The 24,091-nt window shown below is 42.7% G+C and carries 28 protein-coding genes and 1 riboswitch; of the genes, 13 read left to right on the forward strand and 15 right to left on the reverse strand.

Features of this window, described 5'->3' with window-relative positions; genetic code table 11:
* The first annotated feature begins 63 nt into the window (after window positions 1–63).
* Window positions 64–414, forward strand: coding sequence for a hypothetical protein (locus M3204_RS20680; RefSeq protein ID WP_251487179.1), 351 nt, complete (start codon window positions 64–66; stop codon window positions 412–414).
* Between the two features lie 82 nt (window positions 415–496).
* On the opposite strand, the gene M3204_RS20685 is transcribed toward M3204_RS20680, so the two are convergent.
* Window positions 497–2,860, reverse strand: coding sequence for an immune inhibitor A domain-containing protein (locus M3204_RS20685; RefSeq protein WP_251487258.1), 2,364 nt, complete (start codon window positions 2,858–2,860; stop codon window positions 497–499).
* 298 nt (window positions 2,861–3,158) lie between these two features.
* On the opposite strand from M3204_RS20685, the gene M3204_RS20690 reads away from it, so the two are divergent.
* The gene (locus M3204_RS20690) at window positions 3,159–4,103 is read left to right on the forward strand and encodes a Gfo/Idh/MocA family protein (protein ID WP_251487182.1); all 945 of its coding nucleotides are present in this window, start codon (window positions 3,159–3,161) and stop codon (window positions 4,101–4,103) included.
* Window positions 4,104–4,256: 153 nt separating this feature from the next.
* On the opposite strand, the gene M3204_RS20695 is transcribed toward M3204_RS20690, so the two are convergent.
* The 3 genes from M3204_RS20695 to M3204_RS20705 are packed head-to-tail and all read right to left on the reverse strand — an operon-like array spanning window position 4,257 to window position 5,409.
* Window positions 4,257–4,388 (reverse strand): hypothetical protein, encoded by a 132-nt coding sequence (locus tag M3204_RS20695; protein ID WP_285857011.1) that lies wholly within the window; start codon window positions 4,386–4,388, stop codon window positions 4,257–4,259.
* Window positions 4,389–4,401: 13 nt separating this feature from the next.
* Window positions 4,402–4,899: a GrpB family protein gene (locus M3204_RS20700; RefSeq protein WP_251487186.1), complete on the reverse strand. Its 498-nt coding sequence runs from the start codon at window positions 4,897–4,899 to the stop codon at window positions 4,402–4,404.
* Between the two features lie 30 nt (window positions 4,900–4,929).
* Window positions 4,930–5,409: an NUDIX hydrolase gene (locus M3204_RS20705; protein WP_251487189.1), complete on the reverse strand. Its 480-nt coding sequence runs from the start codon at window positions 5,407–5,409 to the stop codon at window positions 4,930–4,932.
* 152 nt (window positions 5,410–5,561) lie between these two features.
* Between M3204_RS20705 and M3204_RS20710 the strand changes: the two genes are divergently transcribed.
* Both M3204_RS20710 and M3204_RS20715 read left to right on the forward strand, forming a co-directional pair.
* The gene (locus tag M3204_RS20710) at window positions 5,562–5,936 is read left to right on the forward strand and encodes a hypothetical protein (RefSeq protein ID WP_251487192.1); all 375 of its coding nucleotides are present in this window, start codon (window positions 5,562–5,564) and stop codon (window positions 5,934–5,936) included.
* 317 nt (window positions 5,937–6,253) lie between these two features.
* The gene (locus M3204_RS20715) at window positions 6,254–7,915 is read left to right on the forward strand and encodes a PAS domain-containing sensor histidine kinase (protein WP_251487195.1); all 1,662 of its coding nucleotides are present in this window, start codon (window positions 6,254–6,256) and stop codon (window positions 7,913–7,915) included.
* Window positions 7,916–7,971: 56 nt separating this feature from the next.
* Here M3204_RS20715 and M3204_RS20720 read toward each other — a convergent pair whose 3' ends face one another.
* Both M3204_RS20720 and M3204_RS20725 read right to left on the reverse strand, forming a co-directional pair.
* Complete coding sequence (locus M3204_RS20720) at window positions 7,972–8,211, reverse strand: excisionase family DNA-binding protein (protein ID WP_251487198.1); 240 nt, start codon at window positions 8,209–8,211, stop codon at window positions 7,972–7,974.
* On the reverse strand, window positions 8,208–8,792 hold the full coding sequence (locus M3204_RS20725) for a DUF1836 domain-containing protein (RefSeq protein WP_251487201.1): 585 nt from the start codon (window positions 8,790–8,792) through the stop codon (window positions 8,208–8,210). The genes M3204_RS20720 and M3204_RS20725 overlap by 4 nt, the downstream gene beginning before the upstream one ends.
* A 199-nt stretch (window positions 8,793–8,991) precedes the next feature.
* Between M3204_RS20725 and trhA the strand changes: the two genes are divergently transcribed.
* Window positions 8,992–9,639 carry a PAQR family membrane homeostasis protein TrhA gene (gene trhA, locus M3204_RS20730; protein ID WP_251487205.1) on the forward strand — a complete coding sequence of 216 codons (648 nt, stop codon included), beginning with the start codon at window positions 8,992–8,994 and terminating at the stop codon, window positions 9,637–9,639.
* A 196-nt stretch (window positions 9,640–9,835) separates the two neighbouring features.
* Here trhA and M3204_RS20735 read toward each other — a convergent pair whose 3' ends face one another.
* The 8 genes from M3204_RS20735 to M3204_RS20770 all read right to left on the reverse strand — a co-directional run bounded on the left by M3204_RS20735 (window position 9,836) and on the right by M3204_RS20770 (window position 14,679).
* On the reverse strand, window positions 9,836–10,450 hold the full coding sequence (locus tag M3204_RS20735) for an exonuclease domain-containing protein (RefSeq protein WP_251487209.1): 615 nt from the start codon (window positions 10,448–10,450) through the stop codon (window positions 9,836–9,838).
* Window positions 10,451–10,559: 109 nt separating this feature from the next.
* Entirely contained in the window at window positions 10,560–11,063 is a 504-nt protein-coding gene (gene thiW, locus M3204_RS20740) for an energy coupling factor transporter S component ThiW (protein WP_251487211.1), read from the reverse strand.
* Window positions 11,064–11,084: 21 nt separating this feature from the next.
* Window positions 11,085–11,732: a thiamine phosphate synthase gene (thiE, locus tag M3204_RS20745; RefSeq protein ID WP_251487214.1), complete on the reverse strand. Its 648-nt coding sequence runs from the start codon at window positions 11,730–11,732 to the stop codon at window positions 11,085–11,087.
* Window positions 11,720–12,541, reverse strand: a complete 822-nt coding sequence (thiD, locus tag M3204_RS20750; RefSeq protein ID WP_251487217.1) for a bifunctional hydroxymethylpyrimidine kinase/phosphomethylpyrimidine kinase — start codon at window positions 12,539–12,541, stop codon at window positions 11,720–11,722. Before thiD ends, thiE begins: the two co-directional genes overlap by 13 nt.
* Window positions 12,538–13,356, reverse strand: a complete 819-nt coding sequence (gene thiM / locus M3204_RS20755; RefSeq protein WP_251487220.1) for a hydroxyethylthiazole kinase — start codon at window positions 13,354–13,356, stop codon at window positions 12,538–12,540. Before thiM ends, thiD begins: the two co-directional genes overlap by 4 nt.
* Window positions 13,357–13,374: 18 nt before the next feature.
* On the reverse strand, window positions 13,375–14,136 hold the full coding sequence (locus tag M3204_RS20760; RefSeq protein WP_251487224.1) for a 3-oxoacyl-ACP reductase: 762 nt from the start codon (window positions 14,134–14,136) through the stop codon (window positions 13,375–13,377).
* Between the two features lie 72 nt (window positions 14,137–14,208).
* Window positions 14,209–14,318: riboswitch (TPP riboswitch) on the reverse strand.
* A 78-nt stretch (window positions 14,319–14,396) separates the two neighbouring features.
* Window positions 14,397–14,546 carry a hypothetical protein gene (locus M3204_RS20765; RefSeq protein WP_251487227.1) on the reverse strand — a complete coding sequence of 50 codons (150 nt, stop codon included), beginning with the start codon at window positions 14,544–14,546 and terminating at the stop codon, window positions 14,397–14,399.
* Complete coding sequence (locus M3204_RS20770) at window positions 14,539–14,679, reverse strand: hypothetical protein (protein WP_251487230.1); 141 nt, start codon at window positions 14,677–14,679, stop codon at window positions 14,539–14,541. Before M3204_RS20770 ends, M3204_RS20765 begins: the two co-directional genes overlap by 8 nt.
* Window positions 14,680–14,800: 121 nt before the next feature.
* On the opposite strand from M3204_RS20770, the gene pepT reads away from it, so the two are divergent.
* The 8 genes from pepT (at window position 14,801) to M3204_RS20810 (ending at window position 23,832) form a co-directional block, all read left to right on the forward strand.
* Window positions 14,801–16,033, forward strand: coding sequence for a peptidase T (gene pepT / locus M3204_RS20775; protein WP_251487233.1), 1,233 nt, complete (start codon window positions 14,801–14,803; stop codon window positions 16,031–16,033).
* Between the two features lie 201 nt (window positions 16,034–16,234).
* Window positions 16,235–17,101 (forward strand): LiaG family protein, encoded by an 867-nt coding sequence (liaG, locus tag M3204_RS20780; protein ID WP_251487236.1) that lies wholly within the window; start codon window positions 16,235–16,237, stop codon window positions 17,099–17,101.
* Between the two features lie 628 nt (window positions 17,102–17,729).
* Entirely contained in the window at window positions 17,730–18,416 is a 687-nt protein-coding gene (locus tag M3204_RS20785) for a YetF domain-containing protein (protein WP_251487238.1), read from the forward strand.
* A 147-nt stretch (window positions 18,417–18,563) separates the two neighbouring features.
* Window positions 18,564–20,300, forward strand: coding sequence for a sensor histidine kinase (locus M3204_RS20790; protein ID WP_251487241.1), 1,737 nt, complete (start codon window positions 18,564–18,566; stop codon window positions 20,298–20,300).
* The gene (locus M3204_RS20795) at window positions 20,301–21,032 is read left to right on the forward strand and encodes a LytR/AlgR family response regulator transcription factor (protein ID WP_251487244.1); all 732 of its coding nucleotides are present in this window, start codon (window positions 20,301–20,303) and stop codon (window positions 21,030–21,032) included.
* A 188-nt stretch (window positions 21,033–21,220) separates the two neighbouring features.
* The gene (locus tag M3204_RS20800) at window positions 21,221–22,672 is read left to right on the forward strand and encodes a carbon starvation CstA family protein (protein ID WP_251487247.1); all 1,452 of its coding nucleotides are present in this window, start codon (window positions 21,221–21,223) and stop codon (window positions 22,670–22,672) included.
* A gap of 2 nt (window positions 22,673–22,674) precedes the next feature.
* Window positions 22,675–22,830 carry a hypothetical protein gene (locus M3204_RS20805; RefSeq protein ID WP_251487249.1) on the forward strand — a complete coding sequence of 52 codons (156 nt, stop codon included), beginning with the start codon at window positions 22,675–22,677 and terminating at the stop codon, window positions 22,828–22,830.
* Between the two features lie 66 nt (window positions 22,831–22,896).
* A complete protein-coding gene (locus tag M3204_RS20810; protein ID WP_251487252.1) occupies window positions 22,897–23,832 on the forward strand; it encodes a ketopantoate reductase family protein in 936 nt (311 codons plus the stop codon).
* Between the two features lie 177 nt (window positions 23,833–24,009).
* Here the strand turns inward: M3204_RS20810 and M3204_RS23920 are convergent, their stop codons facing one another.
* Window positions 24,010–24,090, reverse strand: coding sequence for an IS3 family transposase (locus M3204_RS23920; protein ID WP_353056065.1), 81 nt, complete (start codon window positions 24,088–24,090; stop codon window positions 24,010–24,012).
* Between the last annotated feature and the right edge of the window lies 1 nt (window position 24,091).

Consider the following 24,091-nt stretch of genomic DNA (forward strand, 5'->3'; position numbering starts at 1 on the left):
GTTTATTTTTTGCTGAAAAAGGAAGTAGGTAAAGGACGAGTGATCTATGAAAGGAGACTGCTAATGTTTTTAGATGCTTATATTAATCAAAAAGTTCAAGTGAAACTGAGAAACTTTCCTGAGGATATGATCGGGGATGTTACGGGAATCTTCCAGCCAGATGAATGGTATCTCGTAAAATTGGTGCATGCTGAGAATATGGGGATTTGGGTCGAGAATCCTTGCTACAAGCGAACACCGGTCCAGCAAGAGGATGGGACCGCAATTCCTGCAGAGAATCAAGTAGAAGAAACGTGCACGACCCATCTTTTCCTGCGCTGGGATTACATTGCTTCTGTTATTACCTTCCCGGATTCCGATCCTAAGGCTGATAAGAAAGCGAAGTTGATCGGGTTCCAGCCTGATATTGATTAGCAATAAGAGTCTTTCCTTCGCGGGAAAGGCTTATTTCATAGAAAAACACTGCCAGAAAATCAGCAGTGTCAGTGTAACCATCTTACTTATAGATTAATACTTTACCCACAGTTCCATCATCGCTTTGTCCAAGTACACGGAACTTCAGGCCGTATGATGTAACATTGCGGCCAGACTGCGGCAGAACAGGAGAAGTATATTTAGAACTGTCATCAAAGATTGGTGTGCTTTGCGTTGCGTTGTCTTTCAAAGTAATTCCCAATAAATTCTTATAGTCAAGATACATGTTTTCAGTCTTTCCTTGATTGAACGCTGCGTCATGTACTTGGTAGCGAGATGATGCAAGTCCACCATCACTCCATCTGTTAACTGTTTGATCAGCATCAACTACTCCAAGGAAACCGTCTCCAGGGTGAACTCCTGTCCAGTTGTTATCATATGCATTGTCTACATACCAGACAACCAGACCAGAATCATAAGTCATGAGGCTGGCACCGCGGCGGATGTTCTTCAGTCCTTCATCGACACCGTTGTGTGATCTCCACTCCAACAAATAGTAATGTTCAGTGGAAGTTTGCCCTTCATGCTTATTAAAGCCGTGCAAAGCAAATACAGATTCACCTTCGGCACCATCATTAACTAGCTCAGTACCATCAGCCGTAACCTTCACATTGTCAACAAAGAAGCCCTCCAAGTTTGAACCCCAGTCCGTCATATAACGGAATTGCAGCTGAATTTCTTGTCCAGCATATTCACTTAAATCAACTGTTTCGCGAATCCAGCCATTACTTGATCCAGTATATCCTGGAAGGTTCTCTTTAATTTCAGGATATCCATCTTCAACAAGAGTAGATTTAGTATTTGCAGTTGATAGAGATTGCCATGTTGCACCGCCATCAGTGGAAACCTGAACCATCGCAAAATCCCAATCTTCTTCAATTTTATACCATGCATCAAAGTCTAATGTCGCATTTGATGCATTAGTCAAATCCACTTCAGTAACCATCTGGTGATCGGCTTCATCACCATTACCACCAAAATATTCCCACTCACCTGATGCAGGCGTGTTGATGACCCTTACTTTATCAGGCAGATTAACTCTAACAGCATCGTTATTTGTGCCTTTAGAGTTAGCTTGGTCAAGCAATACTTCCGTGCCTTTTTTTGTTACCTCATCAGAATCGACGGTTGCCCCAGTCAACCAGTTGCTGCCTGGCATAGAAGCATTCAGGAATTCCCTTGCGAATGGGCTGAACCCTGTAGGTTCTGTTCCTGGAACTTTTCCTGCCCAGCTTCCTGCTGACATGATGGACCAGTAAGCAACTGGCTCTCCTGCAGCACTGCTATAGGCAGTATCATATTCATCTGGAAGTCCCAGGTCATGGCCGTATTCGTGAGCGAATACACCTGCTGCCCCGTTAGCTGGTTCGATGGTGTAGTCGTATGCGTACATAGTTCCTACTCCCCAATAATCAACTTCTGGAGTTGGGGATTCTGCGATTGGATAAACTCCATCAAGATTCCAGCGGTGAGACCAGATTGCGTCACCCTCTAATTGTCCCCCTCCAGCTTCTTCACCTACTGAAGAATGGACGACCATCAGGTGGTCAATCAAACCATCTGGCTCACGGTAATTACCATCACCATCCAAATCATATCGGTCTTCCTGGTCATAGTCCAATAGATTAACAGTAGGATCTTGAGCAGCTGCCAATAATGCTTCCTGTACTAAGGCTCGAGGATTTGAGTCGTTATCAGAGGAATTATTGCCGCCATAATATGCAGCTGGGTTTGAAGCCATGTACCACCCTGCCACCTGGCCATCAATCGTATAGCTTCCGCCTGATTGCTGCTCATAGTATTGCTTTACAGAGATTAGATCCTTTCCATCTGGCCCCTTATAGCCGTTGTCCCCGAAAATCATATCTGTATAATGTTCTTTTAAGTATTCATCATAATACATATCCGTTTCGCCCGGTTTAATATCTGTAGCCTTGAAATCAGGGTATTCAATCAACAGCACGAGGACATTATCTTCCCGCTGTCCCCCATTCCAGCCTTCTTCCTGTACTGGATCAACACTTGTCCCCTTTGTATGTCCAACCTTATTTCCATTACCATTGACAAGGCCTGTAGTGTTCAACTTTTCTTTCAATGAACTGCTTAATTCTTTCTCATGGTTATGTAGCTCCCCTTGCTCTTTCGAAGCCCCAGCAGCCCTTTTCTGCAAATATTTCTGTAATGCTTTATCCGCTTCTGCAGGAGTTGCATTTTTAGCAATGGTGCCATTTTTCTTCAGCATTTCTATCAATCTTTCATCATTCGCGATGCCTAAATCGATTGGTGCTGCGCCCTTGGCTTGAAAACTTGCTTTTTTTCCAACCGCTTGTACTGATGCTGGTCCAGCAGACGCAAAGGTTAACGTGCTTGCAAGCATTGCAGTCATCGTAATGCTTGACAGGACCTTAAGACCTAGATTTTTCTTCAAATTCCTACCCCTCTCCATTAATAAAGTCATATAAAATTTAGTGCAATGTTATCTTACCAATTAAACTAACTATTTACAATATTATTAATTATCAAATTATTATACAAATTACTTAGTTATCTTCCATACGCTACCTAAATAAGCGTTATTTAAGCCCTATATTTCGACAAATTAAAATTTAGACTTACTAAACTATTTAATTTTTACAATAATTTGTATAATAGAATTAAAGAACTATAACTTTGGAGGTCTCCCCATGTTAAAAGTTGGAGTTATTGGCCTTGGAGCGATTGGCCAGCGTTTGATAAAAGGATTTGAGGGTCATCCGGATACTGTGATTGCGGCAGTTTGCGATACTTTTGAGGAAAGAGCAAAGGAAGTTGCAACGGAGCTAGGAGGAGTCCAAGCATTTAATGATCATAACAACATGCTCGAACAGACAGATTTGGATCTTGTATATGTAGCTGTGCCGCCAAAATTTCATCATGCAGTTGCTTCAGATGTCCTCGCGAAAGGAATACATATTTTATGTGAGAAACCGCTGGCAAATTCTGTTGAAGAAGCTGCAAGCCTGTTGAAACAAGCACAGGATGCGGGCGTCGTGAATGCGATGAATTTCCCGCTGAATTATAGTGCCGGGAGCAAGTCATTTGAGAAATTGATCAATGATAACTATGTTGGCGAGCTGAGAAGGGTTCAATTGAAGATGCACTTCCCTGAATGGCCACGTCCCTGGCAGCAAAATGCATGGGTTGCAAGCAAGGAACAGGGCGGCTATGTTTTGGAGGTTGGCGTCCATTTCATCCAGCAGCTGCAGAAGATTTTTGGTGAAGTGAGAGTAAAGGATGTACAAATTCAGTTCCCTGAAAATCCTAAAGCGAGCGAGAATGCTATTTTAGCAATTTTGGAGCTTTCTGACGGTACTCCGGTGCTGATTGACGGAATGAGCCAGATTGCCGGCAAGGAAGAGATTACTTTCACTGCTTACGGAACTAAAGGAACATTATCCTTACTGAACTGGGGCCAGCTTGAAGGCGGCAAACTTGGCGAGGAAATCCTGCCTTTAGAGCTGGACAGCTCCCTTGCAGATTCATTGATTGATAATCTTGTAAAAGCTCTAAGAGGCGAAGAGGCAACAATCATCGATTTTGCTGCAGGATATGAAGCACAAGTCGTGTTGGAAGAGCTTAGAAAAGGATAAAAATCAAGAGCGCAGATGATGCGCTCTTTTTTAATCATTATTAGTTACCCTATCCTTTTGCAATGCTTGCACTGCGTCGCGATTCTTGATTTGAAGCATATGTCCTGCCAGATCCAACACAGTAAATATGAAATTCGAGAATTTATCTAATAGTTATTTTAAAAATGGTGCAATCCACGCTTTCATGGAGCGGTGGTCTGTCCTCATTGCATGAAGGATCAGGAGCGGAAAGCCTTTCCCTAAAATTTCGTAATGAATGGTGCCTTTTCTAACTTCACAATCCACAATCCAACTTCCCCTATAAACTGGCAAACTCCGCTGAGTTCATCACCCTGCGGAAAAATTCATCCTTTGCTGTTCGATAATTATCCATTTCTCGGCCGTTGTACTTCTTTTTTAATTCGTCATATTCTCCCCTGTATTGTTCATTCGCCAAAAGTACTTCCCGGATTTTCCAGAATATATCCAACTCACTGTTAGCTACCGTCAGCTGGACTCCAAGCTGAGGTACGGCGGAATCATCCTTAAATGCTGTAAAAAAATCAGTTCTCGTGCTTCCTCTGTTTAATTCATACAGGGTGGATAGGACTTTCACGGCATATTCGAAATCCTCAGAACTTACACGGACTTGGATGTCCAAATCGCCTTTCGTAATACTTCCGGGAATAGCTGTGCTGCCAACATGCTGTATATCCGCCTTTGGCAATAGTTCCAGAATTCTCGTTCTGTTATGGCAATACGCCTTTTCAGCAATGTCCGAGATTTCACCAGTTTCTATAAACTTGACGATTTCCATTTAACCCTTCCTCATTTGAAATTTCCTCACTCATTTCCCATCCCATTGAAACACCGTCTTCTGGTTTTCCCTTTCTGCAAAAATACTTTTAGGATAAGGGAGCGCAAGTTGTGGCATATCATCGACACTGAAATAACGCAGTTCAGCCGTTTCACTGTCAATCGGATTATGTTCTCCACCTTTAACGATGCAGTCAAATACAAAAACAACATACTCCACCTTATGGCCGTTTGGATACTCATAACGGAAATTCTTGCCGCCGAATACGCCTAATAATTCGTCAGGAACGACATGCAAGCCTGTTTCCTCCCATACCTCACGGACAACAGCCTCCGCAGGCGCTTCGCCTAGCTCGATTGCGCCTGCTGGCAGACTCCATTTCTCGCCATTCCCCTTATTCTGGAACAAAATTTCTCCAGTTTCATTTCTGACACCAGCGACGCTTGGGATGAAAATCAAATCTCCGCCAAGTTTTTCTCTTAAATCCTTATAATAATTGGACATTCCCATAATCCTTCACCACCTGCTCTAATCATTCTCTTCAACTCCAGTATTTTCCTCTTTTAGGCGATAGCCCTCACTCTCCGCGTTTACCTACATATTTTATAAAGAATTTATTCGCCAGCCTAAAGGCGAATTTTTATAATAAGGAGTGTGCCAGTATGAATCCGTATCATTATTATTACAGCCCACAACAATTTGACCCTTATACTCATTACGATTTTAATTATTCCGCACAGCAGCAGGATCCCATTGACTTTCAAAGACAGCCTGCTCTAGAACGCAGAGTCAACCAGCTTGAACGCCAGCTTCAAGTGCAGAAAACAGAGTTAGACAGACAGAATAAAGAAATCGCCCGCCAAAACAGGGAAATTACGCGCTTGAATAGGGAAATCGGACGCATCAACCAGGAAATCGCGAGGCTCAACCAGAATGATGAAAGGCATACTCGACGCCTGAACAGATTGAACCAGCGTCTTCGGACAGTTGAAAACCGTTTGAACATTCCCTTCTCTGCTACGGATGGGGACTTTTAAAATAGCCGTACAGGACTGGGCAATCTCCAGTCCTGTTTTTAGATAGATTCTGTTTTTGCTAAAAATATTAATAGAAAGAAACTGAGTAAACAATTCAATATAAAACAAAAAAATCCAGCATTCGGTGTTTACTTCTGATTCAAAAACACCAAGGTAGACGAAAAGCTCATTATTGAAAGTATAAAGTTTCCAAATTTTAAGGATGATAAGATTAAAAATAATCTGCATCTTTAGTGGACTGAATTATGCTAATATATACAAGTAATCCTTCGATTTAAATTTGCTTAAGCATCGATTGCTTACTTAGGAGCCAGAACATGAAGAAAATGAAGTACTTATTGATATTTTTTATTCTCAGCATAGTTTGGATTTTTGGGACAAACTATCTGCTAAACTTATATGCTCCTTCTCCTTTCATCGAACTGGTTGAACATTCGAAAGAAGTGCTTTATGTTGTCCTTGCAGGCTGGTTTTTCTATTTTTTCATCGGTAAAACGGAAGAACTGAACGCTTCAAGGGAAGAGGAAAAGCGTCTCTCCACCCTGATCAATTCTATGGTGGACTTCGTCAATTTCAAAGATGGTGAAGGAAGATGGATAGAAGCAAATGATTTCGGGCTGAAGCTGTTCGACATCGAAAATGTTGATTATAAGGGCAAAAAGGACTCTGAGTTAGCTGAATACAGCGGTTTTTTCAGTGATGCATTAAGATACTGCGAAACATCTGACGAGGAGGCGTGGGAGGCGGGCGGAATCATCCGTGTCGAAGAAGTCCTTCCCCAGCCAGATGGAAGCATCAAGACTTTTGATACGATAAAAGTTCCTCTATATAATGAAGATGGCAGCCGGCAGGGACTAGTCATCATCGGCCGGGATATTACCGAGCGAAAAAATGTGGAAACCTTGCTTGAAGAAAGCCGTCAGCAATATCGGTCATTATTCGAATATAGTCCAGACATCGTTTCGATGCTTGACTTAAACGGTATAATCAAGAATCTAAATCCACAGTTTAAAAGAATCACTGGTTTTGAACCGGAGGATTATATCGGCAGAAGCATTACCGAATTACTGCCTGCAGACCATCGTGATCTTCTTTTAGAAAAAATAGAAAAGGTTGTTGAGCATCATTGTCCTCAAACGTTTGAGCTTGAGATTCCGCATAAAAACGGAAATGTAATCATTTTGCAAAGCACCACGCTCCCTATTATTGTGAATGACCGAATCGCAGGAATCATCTGCAGCTCAAGGGATATAACGGAATTGCGCCAAACCGAGGAACGCTTGCGGAGGACTGATAAACTGTCGGTAGTCGGCGAGCTGTCAGCGAGTGTAGCTCATGAGATCCGCAACCCGCTCACTTCCTTGAAGGGGTTAGTCCAGTTGCTGCAAATGGAAGATGAGAAGCATCAGCTTTATTATCAAATCATGATCGACGAACTAAACAGGATCAACCATATTGTCAGCGAATTATTGCTTTTGGCCAAGCCACAGCAAATAAAATACACTGAAGCTGATTTGCAGGTTATTTTACACGATGTGATTTCACTTTTAAAAACGGAGGCCAGCCTTCACAATATTCATATAGAATTTGAGGTCCAAGACCATCATGTAATGCTGGAATGCGAACCAAACCAGCTCAAACAGCTATTTATCAACATAGTGAAGAACGCAATCGAGGCTTCATCAGCTGAGAATGTGGTGTTAATATCGCTGCAAAGCTCCGATAATCACGTAATAGTTCGGGTTAAGGACGAGGGAATAGGGATTTCGAAGGAACTGATGGAAAGAATCGGCGAGCCATTCTACTCCTCCAAGGAAAAAGGCACCGGACTCGGGATGACAGTCAGTTTCAAAATTGTCCAATCCCACAATGGTACGATCAAGTTCAACAGCGAGCCTGAAAAAGGGACTGAAGTGATCGTACAATTACCGATTAAACATGAAGATAAAGTTAAAGGTCTCAAACAGTCAGCAAACTAAAAAAACGCGAAAGGACACTCGTTGTCCTCTCGCGTTTTTCTATGCGAGGATCAAGTTTAATCCTCATCTTTGATATCAATATCCTCAGGCACTGGTTCATTCAATATTTCCTCAACCAGCATTTTATATTTCTCTACCTGCTTCATATGTGTGTTAAATTGGTCTTTATAAATTAAATATTGATCGCCATCATGAATCGCCCTGATTTTCTTTTGAAAAATAAGATTTTCAATTTGCGGTTCGGGCATTGATAAGTATTCTGCTGCTTCCTTTAATGTCAAATACACGCCATTCATCCTTTTTCGTTATTTTTGTCTGCAAGCTGGTCAACGAGCTTTTCTGCTGTCCTTCTGTAAAAATTGCTTATATTGACCAAAGAAGCGATCAACAGCACCGTTTCTAGCTCCTCAGGATCGTCTGCGTCCAACTTCTTCACTTCTTCTCTCACTTCTTGTTCTGTTTTCAGTACATCTTCATTAAAAATCTCAAGATTTTTCTGATGGAGATTCAGATGACTTTGATAAAACTGATCCAGCGGAAACTCCGCGGATTCTGCTCTTTTGTTGATTCCATCGAGTGTTTGCTTAATATCCTGAATGGACAAGCCACCTTTCAGCTGATAGATCAAACTGATCAGGATTAGATGCTCTTTCGAATATTTTTTATTTTTAATAGGAAAGAAAAGCTTCCCTTTCGCATAATTGTTAATCATCGTTTTCGTTAGGACTTTTTCATCTTCATTCCTAGTCGAGCTGCCAAAATTCTTCTCGAACAATTGGATGACCTGGTCCATATATAGGTCGATGCCTGGAATCTCCTTAAGTGCAATATTGTTTTCAAGGCCTAGCTCGGCAAGCAGGTCTGCTAAATTATTCAACGTGAACCCCTCATTAACTTTATTTTATTGGTTGCCTGTTGATTTCTGCTCCAGGCTTACCCCATCAACATTAAGCTCTAACATAGCCATTTTATTATAGAGCAAAAAAATAAAAACGTAAACATTGACTACATGATATAACAGTTATATTATAATAAGTAGTTATAAAAACTACATAACAACACATGGAGGTATAATAATGAATAGTTATATCCGTGAACCTATTAACGGCCTGACACATTTAGCTGGAGCATTGCTATCTTTTGCCGGCCTGCTTGCCTTGGTAATTAAAGCTTCACTTACTACGGGTTCAGCACTTGCGATTACTTCCGTCACAATATTTGGCCTTAGCATGATCCTTCTCTACGCTGCATCGGCAACCTACCACATGGTCATCAGTAAGGACCGGGTGATTGCCTTCCTGAGACGGATCGACCATTCGATGATTTTTGTTTTGATCGCTGGATCTTATACACCTTTTTGCCTGATCAGCTTGAATGGCGTTGCAGGGTGGACTTTATTTGGGATCATTACGTTCGCTGCAATCTGTGGGATTCTTTTTAAGATGATCTGGTTCCGAAGCCCAAGATGGCTGTCGACATCCATTTATATAGTGATGGGCTGGATGGTGATTTTCGTGGTCTCCCCTCTATCCTCTGTCTTAAGTCCAGGAGGGATTTTCTGGCTCGTCGCTGGTGGAGTTATGTACACAATTGGTGGAGTCATATACGCATTAAAGCCCGAATTCCTCCGGTCAAAATACCTGGGCTTCCATGAAATTTTCCACATCTTCATCATGCTCGGAAGCCTTGCTCATTTCTTAAGCGTTTATCTGTATGTGTTATAGACATTAAGAAAAGCGCAAGCGCCTTGGTCAGCCCCGACAAGCGCTGGAGGGCCTGACAGTGAAGTCGTTCTTTGACTTCATAGGCAGGACCGAAGCGTCTCGAGGGGCTAGGCGCTGGAGCTGGACAATTCTCGAAGTGAAATTTATACTTTCTAAATCATAAAAAGGTGCCTGTTCCCAGGCACCTTTTTATGATCTAGAAATACATGCGTCTTCTTTGTTTAGCAGCAGGCTGGTATTTTCGCATCGGACCGTATTCCAGTACTTCTTTTAAGTAATAATCGCCATTGGGATTTTGCTGCTTCAGCAGTTCTGTCAAGTATGTAATGTCATCCATGGCCCGGTGTGTCTGGTATTTTGAGATGTTATGCGCCTGCAGCAATGTCAGCAGCTTGCTGTTTGGAAAGCCGTGGTTTTTCCATTGTACGTTCTTCATCGTGCAATACCATTTCATCTCATTGACTTCCGGATACATCCTGAATAAAAAGCTTCGGTCAAATGATGCGTTATGGGCAAAGATTGCATCCGTGCGATTGAAATATTCCATGATTTTTTCATCAAAAAATGTCTTGCCTCTGACCATGTCATAATGGATTCCATGAATTCGATAAGCCCTGTCATAATTGCTTTGTGCTGATTTAGAAAGCGGCTCTCTCAAATAGGAATCTTCATCAATGATGTCGATGATTTCCCCTGTTTCTTCGTGAAAAGAAAACAGTTTAACTGCCAATTCAATAATTTCATCTGAATCAGGACCCAATCCAGTTGTCTCCACGTCCACTACCAATCCAAGCTTGTTCTCTTTGCTCAAAAATGTCACCCTTTTCAGCTGAATATATGATTCTATTCATATCATATAGGAGGGAACGACTCCTGACCAGCCAAAGACAATAGGATGAAATCATTTCCAAGTGGCCCCTTTACACCTTGCTGCTAATCTCCAATCTGCCTGCCGCATTTTTCATAAAAATTTTCAAAAGGATAAACCCTATTGCCGCCCCGATTAGTGAACTGACTAAAAATGCCGGAACCAGCCCAAACAAGGCTGCTTCTTTTCCAAGAAAGAGTATGGCGATCGGGTAGCAGGCAATCGCGCCTAATATCCCCGTCCCCACTACTTCACCTGCGAAGGCAAATCCCACTTTCTTTGTTTTCTTATACAAATAAGCTGCCAATAACGCGCCGATCATGCTTCCAGGAAAAGCGAATACAGTGCCTGTTCCCATCAAATTCCTAAGCAATGAAATGCCGAATGCCTGGGCTAAGGCATAGTATGGACCCAGCAATACCGCGGACAGGACATTGATGAAATGCTGCACCGGAAAAACCTTTACAATTCCCAATGGGATAAACAACATGTGGCTTGTTAATGTACCTATTGCAACCATCATTGCGGTTAACGTAAGCTTTTGTGTATTTCTCATGGTAACCTCCAGTAATGAACTTTAATGAAAGACCTTTTCTCTTAACTTTGATGCAGCTTCTTTCACATTGTCTGCATGGCTGATTGCTGTAATCACGGAAACTCCATCTGCCCCGGCTTCCCTTACGACAACTGCATTATCAGCGTTGATGCCGCCTATCCCTACAATTGGAATCTCAAAGTCTTTTAATTCCTCTATTAAAGCCGTTCCCTGGACCGCTCTCGTGTCTTTCTTTGTTAGAGTCGGAAAAATTGGACCAACACCAAAATAGTCCGCACCGGCACGCTTCGCCTTTTCTGCTTCCTTAAGGTTGTGGACAGATACTCCAAGAATCTTATCTCCAATTGCTTTGCGGACTTGCGCTGCATCTTCGTCCTCCTGGCCAATATGGACTCCATCCGCATCCAGTTCAAGCGCCAGCTCAATATCATCGTTCACAATGAACGGAATCCCGTTCTCCCTGCAAATCCATTGAAGTTTCTTGCCCAGTTCAAGCTTTTCCTTCCCTTCGAGGCAGCTTTCACCCTTTTCACGATATTGGAAAAGAGTAATGCCACCTTTAATGGCCTCCCTCAAAACTTCTTCAGGATTTTTCAAACAGTTTGTACTTCCAGCTATAAAATAGACCTTAAGAAAACTTCTCATTTGAGCCGCGCTTATTCTTGCCATGATGTCTGCCTGCTTTCTTTTTTCTTGTTAAAAGCCCAATGGTTGGTTGGTCCATGTCCATTTCCAATATGCAATTGGTCCCTAATGGCTGCGTTAATAAAATCCTTCGCGAGTGATACAGCATCATATACCGATGACCCCTTCGCAAGCTCGGCGGTGATTGCCGCGGAAAAAGTACAGCCGGTTCCATGAGTGTTCCTCGTTTCAATTCTCGGTGTCGAAAAGCAGGCAAACTCTCGTCCGTCAAACAGCAAATCGACTGATTCCTGAGACTCTTCATCATGGCCGCCTTTAATGATGACATTCCTTGCTCCAAGCGCATGAATTCGTTTGGCAGCTTCCCTTTTCTCATCACTGTTTCTAATCGACATACCAGTCAGCACTTCAGCTTCAGGGATGTTTGGCGTGATAACGAGGCATAGTGGAAGCAAATACTTTTTCAATGCTGAAACAGCTTCCTGCTGCAGTAAAGGAGCTCCTCCCTTTGCAATCATGACTGGATCGACCACAACCGTCTCCCATCGGAATTGCTCTATGTTTTCAGCGACGGCTCTGATGATTTTTGCGTTGAACAACATTCCTGTCTTCAGGGCATCAGCGCCAATATCCACTCCAACAGAGTGAATCTGTTCCGCGACAGCCTCTGCCTCCAGTGGAAAAACGCCCTGGACACCAATGGTGTTTTGGGCGGTAACAGCCGTCAGCGCTGACATTCCATACACATTCAATTCCTGGAATGTCTTCAAATCAGCCTGGATGCCCGCACCGCCGCCGCTGTCTGAACCTGCAATTGTCAGTGCTTTCTTCATATCAAGTTACCTCCTTTTTTAAAAGAACTTTTCTGCAAGATATCTTGTTCATTCACTCGGTACAGCTGATTTAAGAATTCGATCTGAAAGCTTCCCGGCCCCTGATCAGCACACTTTTCAGCAGCTAGTTCTGCTGCTACTCCATAGGTGGTGATTGCAGCAGTTGCGGCTTTGAGCAAATCCTTCTCGACTGCAGTAAATGCTCCTATTACAGAAGTAAGCAGGCAGCCTGTTCCGGTTACTTTCGTAAGAATGGGGTGTCCATTGTGAACCACATAAGCTGATTGCCCGTCAGTGATGACATCATCCTTGCCTGTCAGAGCGACAACAGTCTGCAATTTTTCAGCTGCGGAAATCGCAAGCTCGATAACATCTCCATTCGATTCAACAGCATCTACTCCGCGGATTTCCCATTTTTCCCCGGCAACATTTGCTATCTCGGCTGCATTTCCTCTGATTATTGAAATCTCTAAGTCTTCCATAAGCCTTCGTGCAGTTTCGGTTCGGTATGCCGTTGCCCCTGCACCAACCGGATCAAGAATGACTGGGACTCCTTGTTCGTTTGCCGCCTTCCCGGCAATAATCATCGACTCTACCACAGCAGACCTTAAGGTTCCGATGTTGATGACAAGGCTTCCTGCCATCCTGGCCATCTCGGCAACTTCCTCGTACGCATAGGCCATCACCGGCGATGCACCCAGAGCCAGCAAACCGTTTGCGGTAAAATTGGTCACCACAACATTGGTAATGTTATGTACAAGCGGATTTTCCTTTCTAACCTTTTCAAGCAATCCAGCAATCTCTCTTGTTTCCATTTGAACTCCTCCTCCTCCTTAATCCATCACCAGGCCGCCATCAACGACCAAATTTTGTCCGGTAACTCCACGCCCCCATCGTGATGCAAAAAATACCACCGCGTCTGCAGCCTCAGCTGGATCTGTCACTTTTCGAAGCGGTGTCGATGATTCAATGAGTTGAAAGACCTCTTCAGAAGTGGCTGAACTTGCATCGGTCGTTTTTAGCAAACCACCTGAGACCATATTTACTGTGATGCCATACTTTCCGAGATCATTCGCCATATTCCTTGTGAATCCCAGTAACGCCGCCTTGCTTGTTGTATAGTCGTGATACGAGACCACAGGGTTCTGAAACAAATTTGTGCCGATGTTGACAATTCTCCCAAACTGTATTTCTTGCATATCATTCAAACCCGCCTGAATCGTATTTAATGCCCCGCGAACCGCACCTTCCAACTGCCGGTGATAATCCTCCCAGCCAATTAAAAAAGCATCCTTGTTTTCCACAGGGTCGAACTTAAAATCCACAAGTGCATTATTTACAATCGTATTGACTGGTGATCCGAAATGTTCCTTAGCCTTGATGAACATGCTTTGGACCTGGTCCGGATCCCTGACGTCAGCCTGGACTGCAAGTGCATTCAGCCCAATAAGTTTTTCCAGCTGCTTTGCTTTTTCTTCACTCTGAAAATAGTTGATTACAACCCTCGCCCCTTCCCTCGCAAAAGCTTTTACTGTTTCTGCTCCCAATCCCCGGCTGCCGCCCGTCACCAAAACCACTTGATTTTTCAAATCCATCTAAAAAACCTCCTTAAAATATAAAAAAGCCAGATCCTTAAAGGACCTGGCTTAAAAGCAATGTAAGAAAAGAAACATCTCTCACTACTTTCCTACGCTGGTATTACCCAGATCAGGTCCAAAGGGTCAAAAAACTCAATGTTTTTCTCTCAGCCCAAAACAGGGCACCCCTAGTAGTACAACGAATATTCAGTTAGCTTCATAGTAGCCTTAACTTTTATATATGTAAAGCGGTTTAATTATATTCTGTATAAAATGGATTACTGCTTCTCTAACAGGGCTTTGATTTCTACTAATAATCTTTGTTGCTGATCCTGTTTTTCAATGATTCTATCAGCCAATTTTTCTAGTGTTTTCGTTAACGACCATAGAAACAAAATCAGGACGACTACTATACCTATATCAATCATCCTTATCAGCCTTCCCCTCTGTTAGATCATCAAATGGAGTGTAGTTGTTGCTCGGTAATTTGCCATAGCGGATAACCTTGTAAATAGAATAAATCACCACAATCAAAACTATTGCCGTAATAACGTAACCCATACAAACCGCCTCCTTGCTTTTAATTATACACCAAATAATGGTATTCAATTGATTATCAAATTCTCATCAGACAAATTTATGTTAATATGAAAATATACTCATGAATTGGAGATGCAGGTAAATGAAGAATGAAATCATTGAAAGATTTACTTCTTATGTAAAAGTTGATACGCAATCTAATGAAAACAGTGAAACCACTCCATCGACAGAAGGCCAGCTTACTCTTGCCAACATGCTTGTTGAGGAGTTAAAAACGATTGGAATGGAAGAAGTGACGATTGACGGGAATGGATATGTTATGGCGACACTTCCTGCCAATACCGATAAAGAAGTGCCAACAATCGGCTTCCTTGCCCACGTCGATACGGCCACTGATTTTACCGGCAAAAATGTCAATCCGCAGGTTGTGGAAAACTTCGATGGCAACCAAATCATTCTGAACAAAGAATTGAATATCATCCTTTCACCTGCGGATTTTCCGGAGCTGCCTCAATATAAAGGCCACACATTGATCACGACTGATGGAACGACTCTTCTAGGAGCTGACAACAAGGCTGGAATCGCAGAAATCATGACGGCGATGGCTTATTTGATCAAGCACCCGGAAATCAAACATGGAAAAATCCGTGTGGCTTTCACTCCGGATGAGGAAATCGGCAGAGGGCCACATAAATTCGATGTAGAAGCGTTCAATGCAAAATTCGCCTATACCATTGACGGCGGACCGCTTGGTGAGCTGGAATATGAAAGCTTTAACGCAGCCAGTGCAAAGCTGACATTCAAGGGTAAAAATGTCCACCCTGGCACGGCAAAAGGTAAAATGGTGAACTCCGCGAAAATCGCAATGGAATTCAACAGCAAGCTTCCTGCCGAAGAAGCACCAGAACACACAGAAGGTTATGAAGGCTTCTTTCACCTCAGTTCGATCAACGGAGATGTGGAGGAAACAACACTGCAATATATAATCCGTGACTTCGATCGAGACAGCTTCCAGGCGCGCAAGGACTTAATGCAGAAAATCACCAATGAACTACGACTTACATACGGTGAATACCGCGTTGAGCTTGAAATGAACGATCAGTACTACAACATGAAAGATAAAATCGAGCCGGTAAAAGAAATTGTCGACATTGCATACGAGGCGATGGAAAATCTCGGCATCAAGCCCATCGTGAAGCCAATCCGCGGCGGCACAGACGGTTCGCAGCTAAGCTATATGGGGCTGCCGACCCCAAATATTTTTACAGGCGGAGAAAACTTCCATGGCCGATTCGAATACATCTCTGTAGATAATATGCTTAGGTCCGTTGAAACAATCGTTGAAATCGCCAAGCTACTTGAAGCAAAAGCATAAACTATATACAACAAGATGCCAGATTCCCAACTTTAACCACAAACGGAATCTGGCTCTTTTTCTGTCCAATAATTATCAGAAGGTTTAACGCCTAGAAACAAATCCGCCTCAAGTCTTAGCGAATTTTAAATCCAAGGTGCATTGGGGTTAGCATGGAGATGCCTTATTCTAGATATAGATAATTTGAGAGGGGAAAATGAAATGATCAAGCGGATTTTAGTTATTTTTTTAATAATCACCGGGGCCTACATTGCGATGAATTACTTATTTGAAGGAAATGGAGTTAATTTTTCAAAAGGTGAAGACTCGGCAAAAGTTTCAAATGATATTGAAAATATATCAATTGATATTTCCAGCGTCAGGACGGCAATCATTCCCGAAGATCGGGACGATATCCGCGCAGAACTGAAAGGCAAGGGCACTGTATCCGTCGATAAAAATGGAGATGACATCGAGGTTACTGTTAAACGCAAAGGATTCTTCTCGTTTAACTGGTTTGAGCAAAATAAGACATCTCTAACGATTTACATTCCTGAAGACTATGACAAGAATATGGAGATCGAGCTTGGCTCTGGTGAGATCGTATTCAAGGGGGCTTCAATTGATAATCCAATGAAGTTAAAGAGCCTAGCGCTTGATATCGGTTCCGGAAGCATGGAACTGAAAAACATGGATGTTGAAACATTTGACCACAGCAGTTCTTCCGGAGAAGTCGAAATCAATTCATTGACAGCTGAAACAGGTACATTCAACGTTAGCTCAGGAAGTGTAAAAGTTCAGGATTTCTCCGGGAAACTGGATGCAGAAGTTTCGTCAGGTGAATTGGAAATCCAGATGGATGAACTGAAGGATGCAATCAGTTTAAATGTGAGCTCAGGAGACATTGAGCTAGACCTTCCTGATAATGCAGATTTCACGTTGAACGGAAAAATAAGCAGCGGGGATATTTCAACGGATTTCCAACTTAAGAATAAACAAGAAACCGATAACCGCCTTAGCGGAGAACACGGCAATGGAAAGCATGAAATCGATGCTGATGTATCAAGCGGCGATATCGAGATTTTTTAAAAGTTGGAAATGGAAAAAATCACACGAATTTTTCAGCCACCGTATCGAGATTTTTCAATAGCTGGAATTGGAAAAAATCGCACTAATTTTCCAGTTCGCTATAAAAATGAGATTTTCGCTATGAAATGAAGGATTTCGCTATAATAATCAGATTTTCGCTATTAAATTCAGGATTTCGCTATAAAAATGATTTTTTCGCTATAAAGTACTGGTTTACGCTTTAAAATTAGTTTTTGAATGATCTCCTGGCTGTTATCTACACTGCCAAACCTCAAGAATGCAAGATTCATCCAACAAAGATATAAAATAATACAAGCAATTCTCCAATTAAGCCTGGTTGCATGCAACCGGGCGCTTTTTTTAGCATTTGCTGTTTCGAATTGAATGCTTTTCGGATAAAGCATTGACCAGCTTTCCAAATCGCCTGCCCTTTCATCGATAAAAAGCTTCAGGGCACCATGCTGCTTCAGTATATTCTTTTATAGCCTATTTTCGAACTTCGCCATTATATCCGCAAGACACCACTCAAATAAATTTTTCAATCATATTAGTTCAACGAACTAGAAAAAGTAAATGATTTTGTATTAAAAGGAAAACATAACAAAAAACACTTTTTGTGAGGCGTATTATGGATACGATTTTAACAACCATGCTCAGAACACTATTAGGTTTTTCTGTCTTATTCTTTCTGACCCGTGTTCTAGGCAAAAAACAGCTTAGCCAAATGACTTTTTTCACTTACATTACAGGAATTGCTCTTGGAAATATAGCTGGGGACATGGTTGTCCACAGAGATATTAAATTAATTGATGGTGTTACAGGCTTAACTCTGTGGGCCTTTTTAACTCTGGCAATTGAGTATGTTGCTCTTAAATCTGCAAAAGCCAGAATTTTGCTTGACGGGGAACCTTCCATCATTATTAAACAAGGTAAGATTAATGAAAAAGTGATGAAATCCAATAAATTAAATATGGACGACCTCACGATGCTGCTTAGAATAAAAAATATTTTTTCAATAACAGAAGTAGATTACGCAATACTGGAACCTAACGGACAGCTAAGCGTTCTAAAAAAAGTGGAGTTTGAAAACGTAATAAATAAAGATACGGGTATTCCCCTTCAACCACGAAAGTTTATGCCATCTGAACTTGTTGTGGATGGCAGTATCGTCAAAAAAAATCTCAGAGAGTTAAATTTGAGTGAAGACTGGCTTTTGAATGAGTTAAAAAAGAAAGGCATCAATCGAATAACGGATACTTTCTATGCGGAGCTTCAGAGTGATGGAACAGTCTTTGCAGAAAAAAGCTCTAACTAACCTGCCGAAATAATTCAATGGCAGGTTTTTCTCTTATTTTCACAAAACTGCTCAGCAACTTAGGCTCATACACTTTTACTTTAGTTATCTTTACATTAAAATGAGTTCAGATAAAAGAATGAAATCCACCTCCCAAGGAGAGCGGCTATGTTTGAATTATTACTTACCATGCTTGAACGGCTTGGCATTATTGTTACAATTGCGTTCATCTTAACTAGGTTCCGCTTTTTCAGGGGTTTGATTTACCACGATTCCCTGAACCGGCGCCAGCAGTATTTTGCGATTGTCTTCTTCGGCTTTTTTGGGATTATTGGTACATATTCAGGAATGAGCTTCAATACAGATACCCTTCAATTTAACCGCTGGGCTGCCGATCTTGCTTCAGATGAAGCGATAGCGAATTCGAGGGTCATCGGTATTGTCATCGCCGGTCTGCTTGGGGGATATAAAGTGGGAATTGGAGCGGGATTGATTGCCGGACTCCATCGATTTACACTTGGCGGCTTTACGGCTTTAGCATGCGGGCTTGCCGCAATAGTTGCGGGAATCATCGCAGGCCGGTTCCAAAAGAAGAAAAAGAATATCAACCTGGCTACTGCCTTTATGGTTGGCGCCATCGCGGAAACAGTACAGATGCTTATAATCCTTTTGATGGCAAAGCCCTTTGATAAAGCCTTAACTCTTGTGGAGATTATTGGTGTTCCAATGATCCTCGCGAATGGCCTTGGCTCAGCTCTGTTCCTGATGGTCGTAAGAAATGTCGTGTCTGAAGAAGAGAAAGCCGGAGCGCTCTTGGCGCAAAAAACCTTGAGGATCGCCGACCAGACACTTGCCTACCTCCGCAAGGGCATCAACCAGGACTCTGCATTGGCAGTATGCCAAATCCTGCACAACGAAGTGCAAACAAGTGCCGTGGCAATGACAAACCAGACAGAAATTTTGGCCCATATCGGTCTCGGTGATGATCATCATCGCTCCAGCAGCCCGATCCAAACCCAAATTACAAGAGACGTCCTCAAAAGTGGCAGCCTTGTTGTCGCAAACGATGAAACCATCCATTGCCGCGAGCAAAGCTGTCCGCTCGGGGCCGTGGTAATTGCTCCGCTTAAACAGCGGGATGAAACGATCGGCACCTTAAAGTTCTATTTTAAATCTGAAAAAGAAATAACAAATGTAGTCATCGAGCTAATTTCAGGACTTAGCAACCTGCTAAGCAACCAGCTTGAAATCGCTGAAGCGGATAAAGCCTACCAGCTTGCGAAGGAAGCGGAGATAAAAGCACTGCAGGCGCAGATCAGCCCGCACTTCCTTTTCAATACGATGAATGTCATCACATCACTGATCAGGATTGACCCTGCGAAAGCACGGATGCTGCTAGTATCACTTTCTCACTTTTTGCGGCAAAACCTTACTGCCACTACGGTAACGATCACAACGCTTGAACAGGAATTGCGGCATGTCAAAGCATACCTTTCTATTGAAGAGGCACGGTTTGTGGAAAAACTAAAGGTGACATATGAAATTGATGACGAAGCTCTTCTGGTAAAAATCCCTCCGCTGACACTGCAGCCGATTGTGGAGAATGCCGTGAAGCATGGCATTAAAAATATGGATCAGGACTGCCATATACATATCACTATCCACAAAGGCACAGCCAGCACACTCGTATCAGTTGAAGATAATGGACAAGGCATGAGTGAGGACCGCATCAATCAATTAGGGAACCAAATCATCGATTCTGAAAAAGGAAGCGGAATCGCACTTTTTAATGTGAACAGAAGGCTTACGATGATGTTTGGTAAAAAGGCTTCTTTGCAGATTGAGAGTGAGCCTGGAAAAGGAACAAAGTTTACTTTTTCGATTCCACAAGCGGAGGAATTTTAGATGGAGAATACGATACGGACATTAATCGCAGATGATGAAATGTATAGCAGGGATGAGTTGAAGCATTTGTTGGGCTCCTTCCCTTCCATCCAGGTGGTTGGGGAAGCTGAAACGGGAGAAACTGCCGTGATCAGAGCCTTGCAGCTTCATCCGGATGTCGTCTTCCTTGATGTAGAAATGCCGAAGATGAACGGGATGGAAGCAGCCAGATCGCTGATGGAACTAAAAAAGGCACCATTGATTGTCTTTGCTACTGCCTATCCGCAATTTGCTGCAGAGGCATTCAGATATGAAGCTGTGGATTATTTGCTTAAACCATATGATGAGGTTCAACTAAAGGATACAATCCAAAGGATCGAAAAGCACTTCCTGGCTCCTAAAGAACAAGAAGCAGGAAAGATGACCGGAAAATTAGCTGTCGAAGGAGATGGCGAAATTTTTTATCTTGATCCGAAGGACATTCTCTATATATCCAGGGAAGAAAAATTCTCGAAAATCATTACCAAAAGCAAGGAGTACGAAACGAAGACTCCTTTAAAGGATCTTGAAAGCAGGCTGCTTCCCTACTCTTTTTTTCGCATTCATAAAAGCTATCTTGTGAACCTTGACTATGTAACTCGACTGACTCCGTGGTTCAATGGTGCTTATCAATTGGAAATCGCAGGCCGGGATGATATGCTGTCGGTGAGCAGGAATTATGTTAAAGCACTAAGGGCTCAGCTTGAATTGTAATGAATAGATAATTTGCAATTTTACAGAAAGCATCTACTTGATGCTTTTTTGCTTTCCTAATGCATCTAAATCTATATATACCGCATTTCATGCCTGCATTTCTGCATCTTGTTCACAAAACTGCCATAATTGATCGTACTCTATTATACTTGATGTAAACGCATTCATTTATATGGAGGAGGTTTCATATGTATACATTTTTAGCAGGTATCGCTCTTTTGATTATTGGTTACTTTACGTATGGCAAGTTCGTTGAAAAGGTTTTCGGTGTTAATGAGACTCGTTCAACCCCGGCTTTCACGCATAAAGATGACGTTGACTATGTGCCAATGTCCACAGCGAAGAACTCATTGATCCAGCTTCTTAACATCGCAGGTGTAGGTCCTATTTTCGGACCAATCATGGGAGCGCTTTACGGGCCAGTTGCATTTATCTGGATCGTTCTTGGCGCTATTTTTGCCGGTGCTGTTCATGACTATTTAACTGGTATGATCTCTATCCGTAACCGAGGCGCACACCTTCCTGAATTGGCAGGCAAGTTTCTCGGCAAATTCATGAAACACGTTGTTAATGCATTTGCGATTCTTCTTTTACTATTAGTTGGAACCGTTTTCGTTACCGCTCCGGCTGGCTTGCTTCACAACTTGATGGACGGAAAGGTAACAATGGGGATTATTGTTGCCGCAATCTTTATTTACTATATTTTAGCGACGCTTCTTCCTGTTGATAAAATCATCGGCCGCTTCTACCCGATCTTTGGCGCATTACTGTTGATCAGTGCTGTGGGTGTTGGCGGAATGCTAGTGTTTACAGGAGCGCCGATTCCTGAGTTATCATTAACAAATTTCCACCCTGGTAATGCAGCGATTTTCCCATTATTATTCTTAACGATTTCTTGTGGCGCTTTATCAGGATTCCATGCAACACAAACACCAATCATCTCTCGTACAACGCAAAATGAAAAGCAAGGCCGTAAGATTTTCTACGGCATGATGATTGCTGAGGGTATCATTGCAATGATCTGGGCAGCTGCGGCAATGAGCTTGTTCGACGGCTACAACGGCCTGAACGACATGCTTGCTAACGGCGGACCGGCTGCAATCGTAAGTGAGGCTTCAACAGCGATGCTTGGTGCGATCGGCGGAACGCTTGCTGTACTCGGAGTAATCATACTGCCAATCACATCTGGTGACACGGCTTTCCGAAGTGCTCGTATGATCATTGCTGACTACATCAACTATTCACAGAAGAAATTCACTAGCCGTCTCTGGATCGCGCTTCCATTATTCGTTATTTCTTTCGCTTTGACAAAAGTCGATTTCACGATTCTTTGGAGATACTTCTCCTGGGCTAACCAATCAACTGCGGTGATCGCGCTTTGGGTTGGTGCCATGTACCTGTTCATCGCCAAAAAGAACTATTGGATCGCCGTGATTCCTGGTATGTTCATGACAGCAGCTACGACTTCCTATATCCTTAATGCACAAATCGGATTCGGCCAGTCGCTGACAGTATCCAACATCGGAGCGTTAATCGTAACGGTTGCCATCACGGTTATTTTCTTCAACGCTGCTAAAAAAGCACGAGCTAAAAATATCCCGCTTGACGAAGATATTTCCAACTATAACAAGGTGGCGTAACGATGAGCGGCTGCTGCAGTCCTAATTACCGCAAATCGGTCAATGAAAAGGAAGATCAGATTAATCAAAAAGGGAAAGAGCAGCTTCCCTTTATTGCTAAAATCATCATCGTGCTCATCACGGCAGGCGGGCTGCTCGCAGCTTTCCTTGCATATTAATAAGGCAACACCAGTGCACGCTTGATTCCAGGCGTGCACTTTTACATCGTCAGGAGGTTGGTTGAATTGAAAATTTTAATCGTTGGGGCAGGTGCGATTGGCGGCTACTTCGGTGGGCGTCTTTTGGAAAAAGGAGAAGATGTCACGTTCCTCGTACGAGAAAAACGGCATCAGCAGCTGCGTGAACATGGATTAATCGTGGACAGCATTCATGGGAATATGATTTTCCCTAATCCAAAGACGATCTTAGTGGATGAAAATGTTGAGGCTTACGATGTTATTTTGGTTTCGACGAAGTCATATCATCTGGATGGCGCGATTGAGAGTATCCGGCCATACGTTGGGAATGAAACGATGATTCTTCCGCTTTTGAACGGGATTGCCCATCTTGATAGATTGACTGAAGCGTTTGGTGCTGAGAAAGTAATTGGCGGTCTCTGCTTCATTGAAACGACCTTGGATGAGGATGGTAAAGTGGTCCAGACGAGTCCAATCCATGATTTAGTCTTCGGAGAACGAAACGGTGAGCACTCTGCGAGAATTTTAAAGCTTCAGGAGGCATTTACAGACACAAAAGCAAACTTCCGTCTGTCTGAAAAAATCGAGCAGGAATTATGGCATAAGTACTTGTTCATTACTTCATTAAGCGGCATTACTTCGCTGTTCAGGTCGCCAATCGGACCAATCCGCGAACAGCAGAAAGGCCTTGCATCTATCGAGAGTCTGCTGGGCGAAACGGCAGACATTATGATGGGAATCGCCGCTCCGCTTGCAGATGGTTCCAAGGAGGCAACATTGAGCCGGATGAACGAAATCGGTCATGGGATGAAGTCCTCCCTGCAACGGGACATGGAAAAGTCACTGCCAACCGAAGGTGACCACCTATTTGGCTATTTGCTGAACAAGGCGGAAAAACTAGGGATGGCGGCGCCAATCCTATCAGCGATCTATGCGAATGTGAAAATTTATGAGCGAGGACTTAATGGGGAAAACCACAAATAATTTCGGTAGCAAATAACCATAGGCCTTACAAGAAAATACTTAGTCTTTTCTTCAAAAATAATTTAGCGGATTAATAGCTTGTAATTCTGTTTACCTCTTAATCTCAGAATAAAAAAAGTGCCTGATCCTGTGTGAACTGCTCCCCGTCAAGTAGACAGTGGAAATAATAAAAACAATCTAAGCGGCTTTAGCCCTGTATTCTAGGGGGCTAAGGCCGTTTAATCTTTTTTGGTAACGTTCATGATTATAAAAGTATATG

This window comes from Mesobacillus subterraneus, assembly GCF_023715485.1.
GTDB lineage: Bacteria > Bacillota > Bacilli > Bacillales > Cytobacillaceae > Mesobacillus > Mesobacillus subterraneus_B.

What these genes read in the sequence shown, in the direction of transcription:
- thiW (WP_251487211.1), bottom strand. Translation starts at nt 11,063, where the DNA reads ATGAGAAATACACAAAAGCTTACGTTAACCGCAATGATGGTTGCAATA.
- M3204_RS20715 (WP_251487195.1), top strand. Translation starts at nt 6,254, where the DNA reads ATGAAGAAAATGAAGTACTTATTGATATTTTTTATTCTCAGCATAGTT.
- M3204_RS20700 (WP_251487186.1), bottom strand. Translation starts at nt 4,899, where the DNA reads ATGGAAATCGTCAAGTTTATAGAAACTGGTGAAATCTCGGACATTGCT.
- M3204_RS20790 (WP_251487241.1), top strand. Translation starts at nt 18,564, where the DNA reads ATGTTTGAATTATTACTTACCATGCTTGAACGGCTTGGCATTATTGTT.
- liaG (WP_251487236.1), top strand. Translation starts at nt 16,235, where the DNA reads ATGATCAAGCGGATTTTAGTTATTTTTTTAATAATCACCGGGGCCTAC.
- M3204_RS20710 (WP_251487192.1), top strand. Translation starts at nt 5,562, where the DNA reads ATGAATCCGTATCATTATTATTACAGCCCACAACAATTTGACCCTTAT.
- M3204_RS20805 (WP_251487249.1), top strand. Translation starts at nt 22,675, where the DNA reads ATGAGCGGCTGCTGCAGTCCTAATTACCGCAAATCGGTCAATGAAAAG.
- thiE (WP_251487214.1), bottom strand. Translation starts at nt 11,732, where the DNA reads ATGGCAAGAATAAGCGCGGCTCAAATGAGAAGTTTTCTTAAGGTCTAT.
- M3204_RS20770 (WP_251487230.1), bottom strand. Translation starts at nt 14,679, where the DNA reads ATGGGTTACGTTATTACGGCAATAGTTTTGATTGTGGTGATTTATTCT.
- M3204_RS20705 (WP_251487189.1), bottom strand. Translation starts at nt 5,409, where the DNA reads ATGGGAATGTCCAATTATTATAAGGATTTAAGAGAAAAACTTGGCGGA.
- M3204_RS20795 (WP_251487244.1), top strand. Translation starts at nt 20,301, where the DNA reads ATGGAGAATACGATACGGACATTAATCGCAGATGATGAAATGTATAGC.
- M3204_RS20785 (WP_251487238.1), top strand. Translation starts at nt 17,730, where the DNA reads ATGGATACGATTTTAACAACCATGCTCAGAACACTATTAGGTTTTTCT.
- M3204_RS20800 (WP_251487247.1), top strand. Translation starts at nt 21,221, where the DNA reads ATGTATACATTTTTAGCAGGTATCGCTCTTTTGATTATTGGTTACTTT.
- M3204_RS20765 (WP_251487227.1), bottom strand. Translation starts at nt 14,546, where the DNA reads ATGATTGATATAGGTATAGTAGTCGTCCTGATTTTGTTTCTATGGTCG.
- M3204_RS20680 (WP_251487179.1), top strand. Translation starts at nt 64, where the DNA reads ATGTTTTTAGATGCTTATATTAATCAAAAAGTTCAAGTGAAACTGAGA.
- M3204_RS20685 (WP_251487258.1), bottom strand. Translation starts at nt 2,860, where the DNA reads ATGACTGCAATGCTTGCAAGCACGTTAACCTTTGCGTCTGCTGGACCA.
- M3204_RS20760 (WP_251487224.1), bottom strand. Translation starts at nt 14,136, where the DNA reads ATGGATTTGAAAAATCAAGTGGTTTTGGTGACGGGCGGCAGCCGGGGA.
- M3204_RS20690 (WP_251487182.1), top strand. Translation starts at nt 3,159, where the DNA reads ATGTTAAAAGTTGGAGTTATTGGCCTTGGAGCGATTGGCCAGCGTTTG.
- thiD (WP_251487217.1), bottom strand. Translation starts at nt 12,541, where the DNA reads ATGAAGAAAGCACTGACAATTGCAGGTTCAGACAGCGGCGGCGGTGCG.
- M3204_RS20720 (WP_251487198.1), bottom strand. Translation starts at nt 8,211, where the DNA reads ATGAATGGCGTGTATTTGACATTAAAGGAAGCAGCAGAATACTTATCA.
- thiM (WP_251487220.1), bottom strand. Translation starts at nt 13,356, where the DNA reads ATGGAAACAAGAGAGATTGCTGGATTGCTTGAAAAGGTTAGAAAGGAA.
- pepT (WP_251487233.1), top strand. Translation starts at nt 14,801, where the DNA reads ATGAAGAATGAAATCATTGAAAGATTTACTTCTTATGTAAAAGTTGAT.
- trhA (WP_251487205.1), top strand. Translation starts at nt 8,992, where the DNA reads ATGAATAGTTATATCCGTGAACCTATTAACGGCCTGACACATTTAGCT.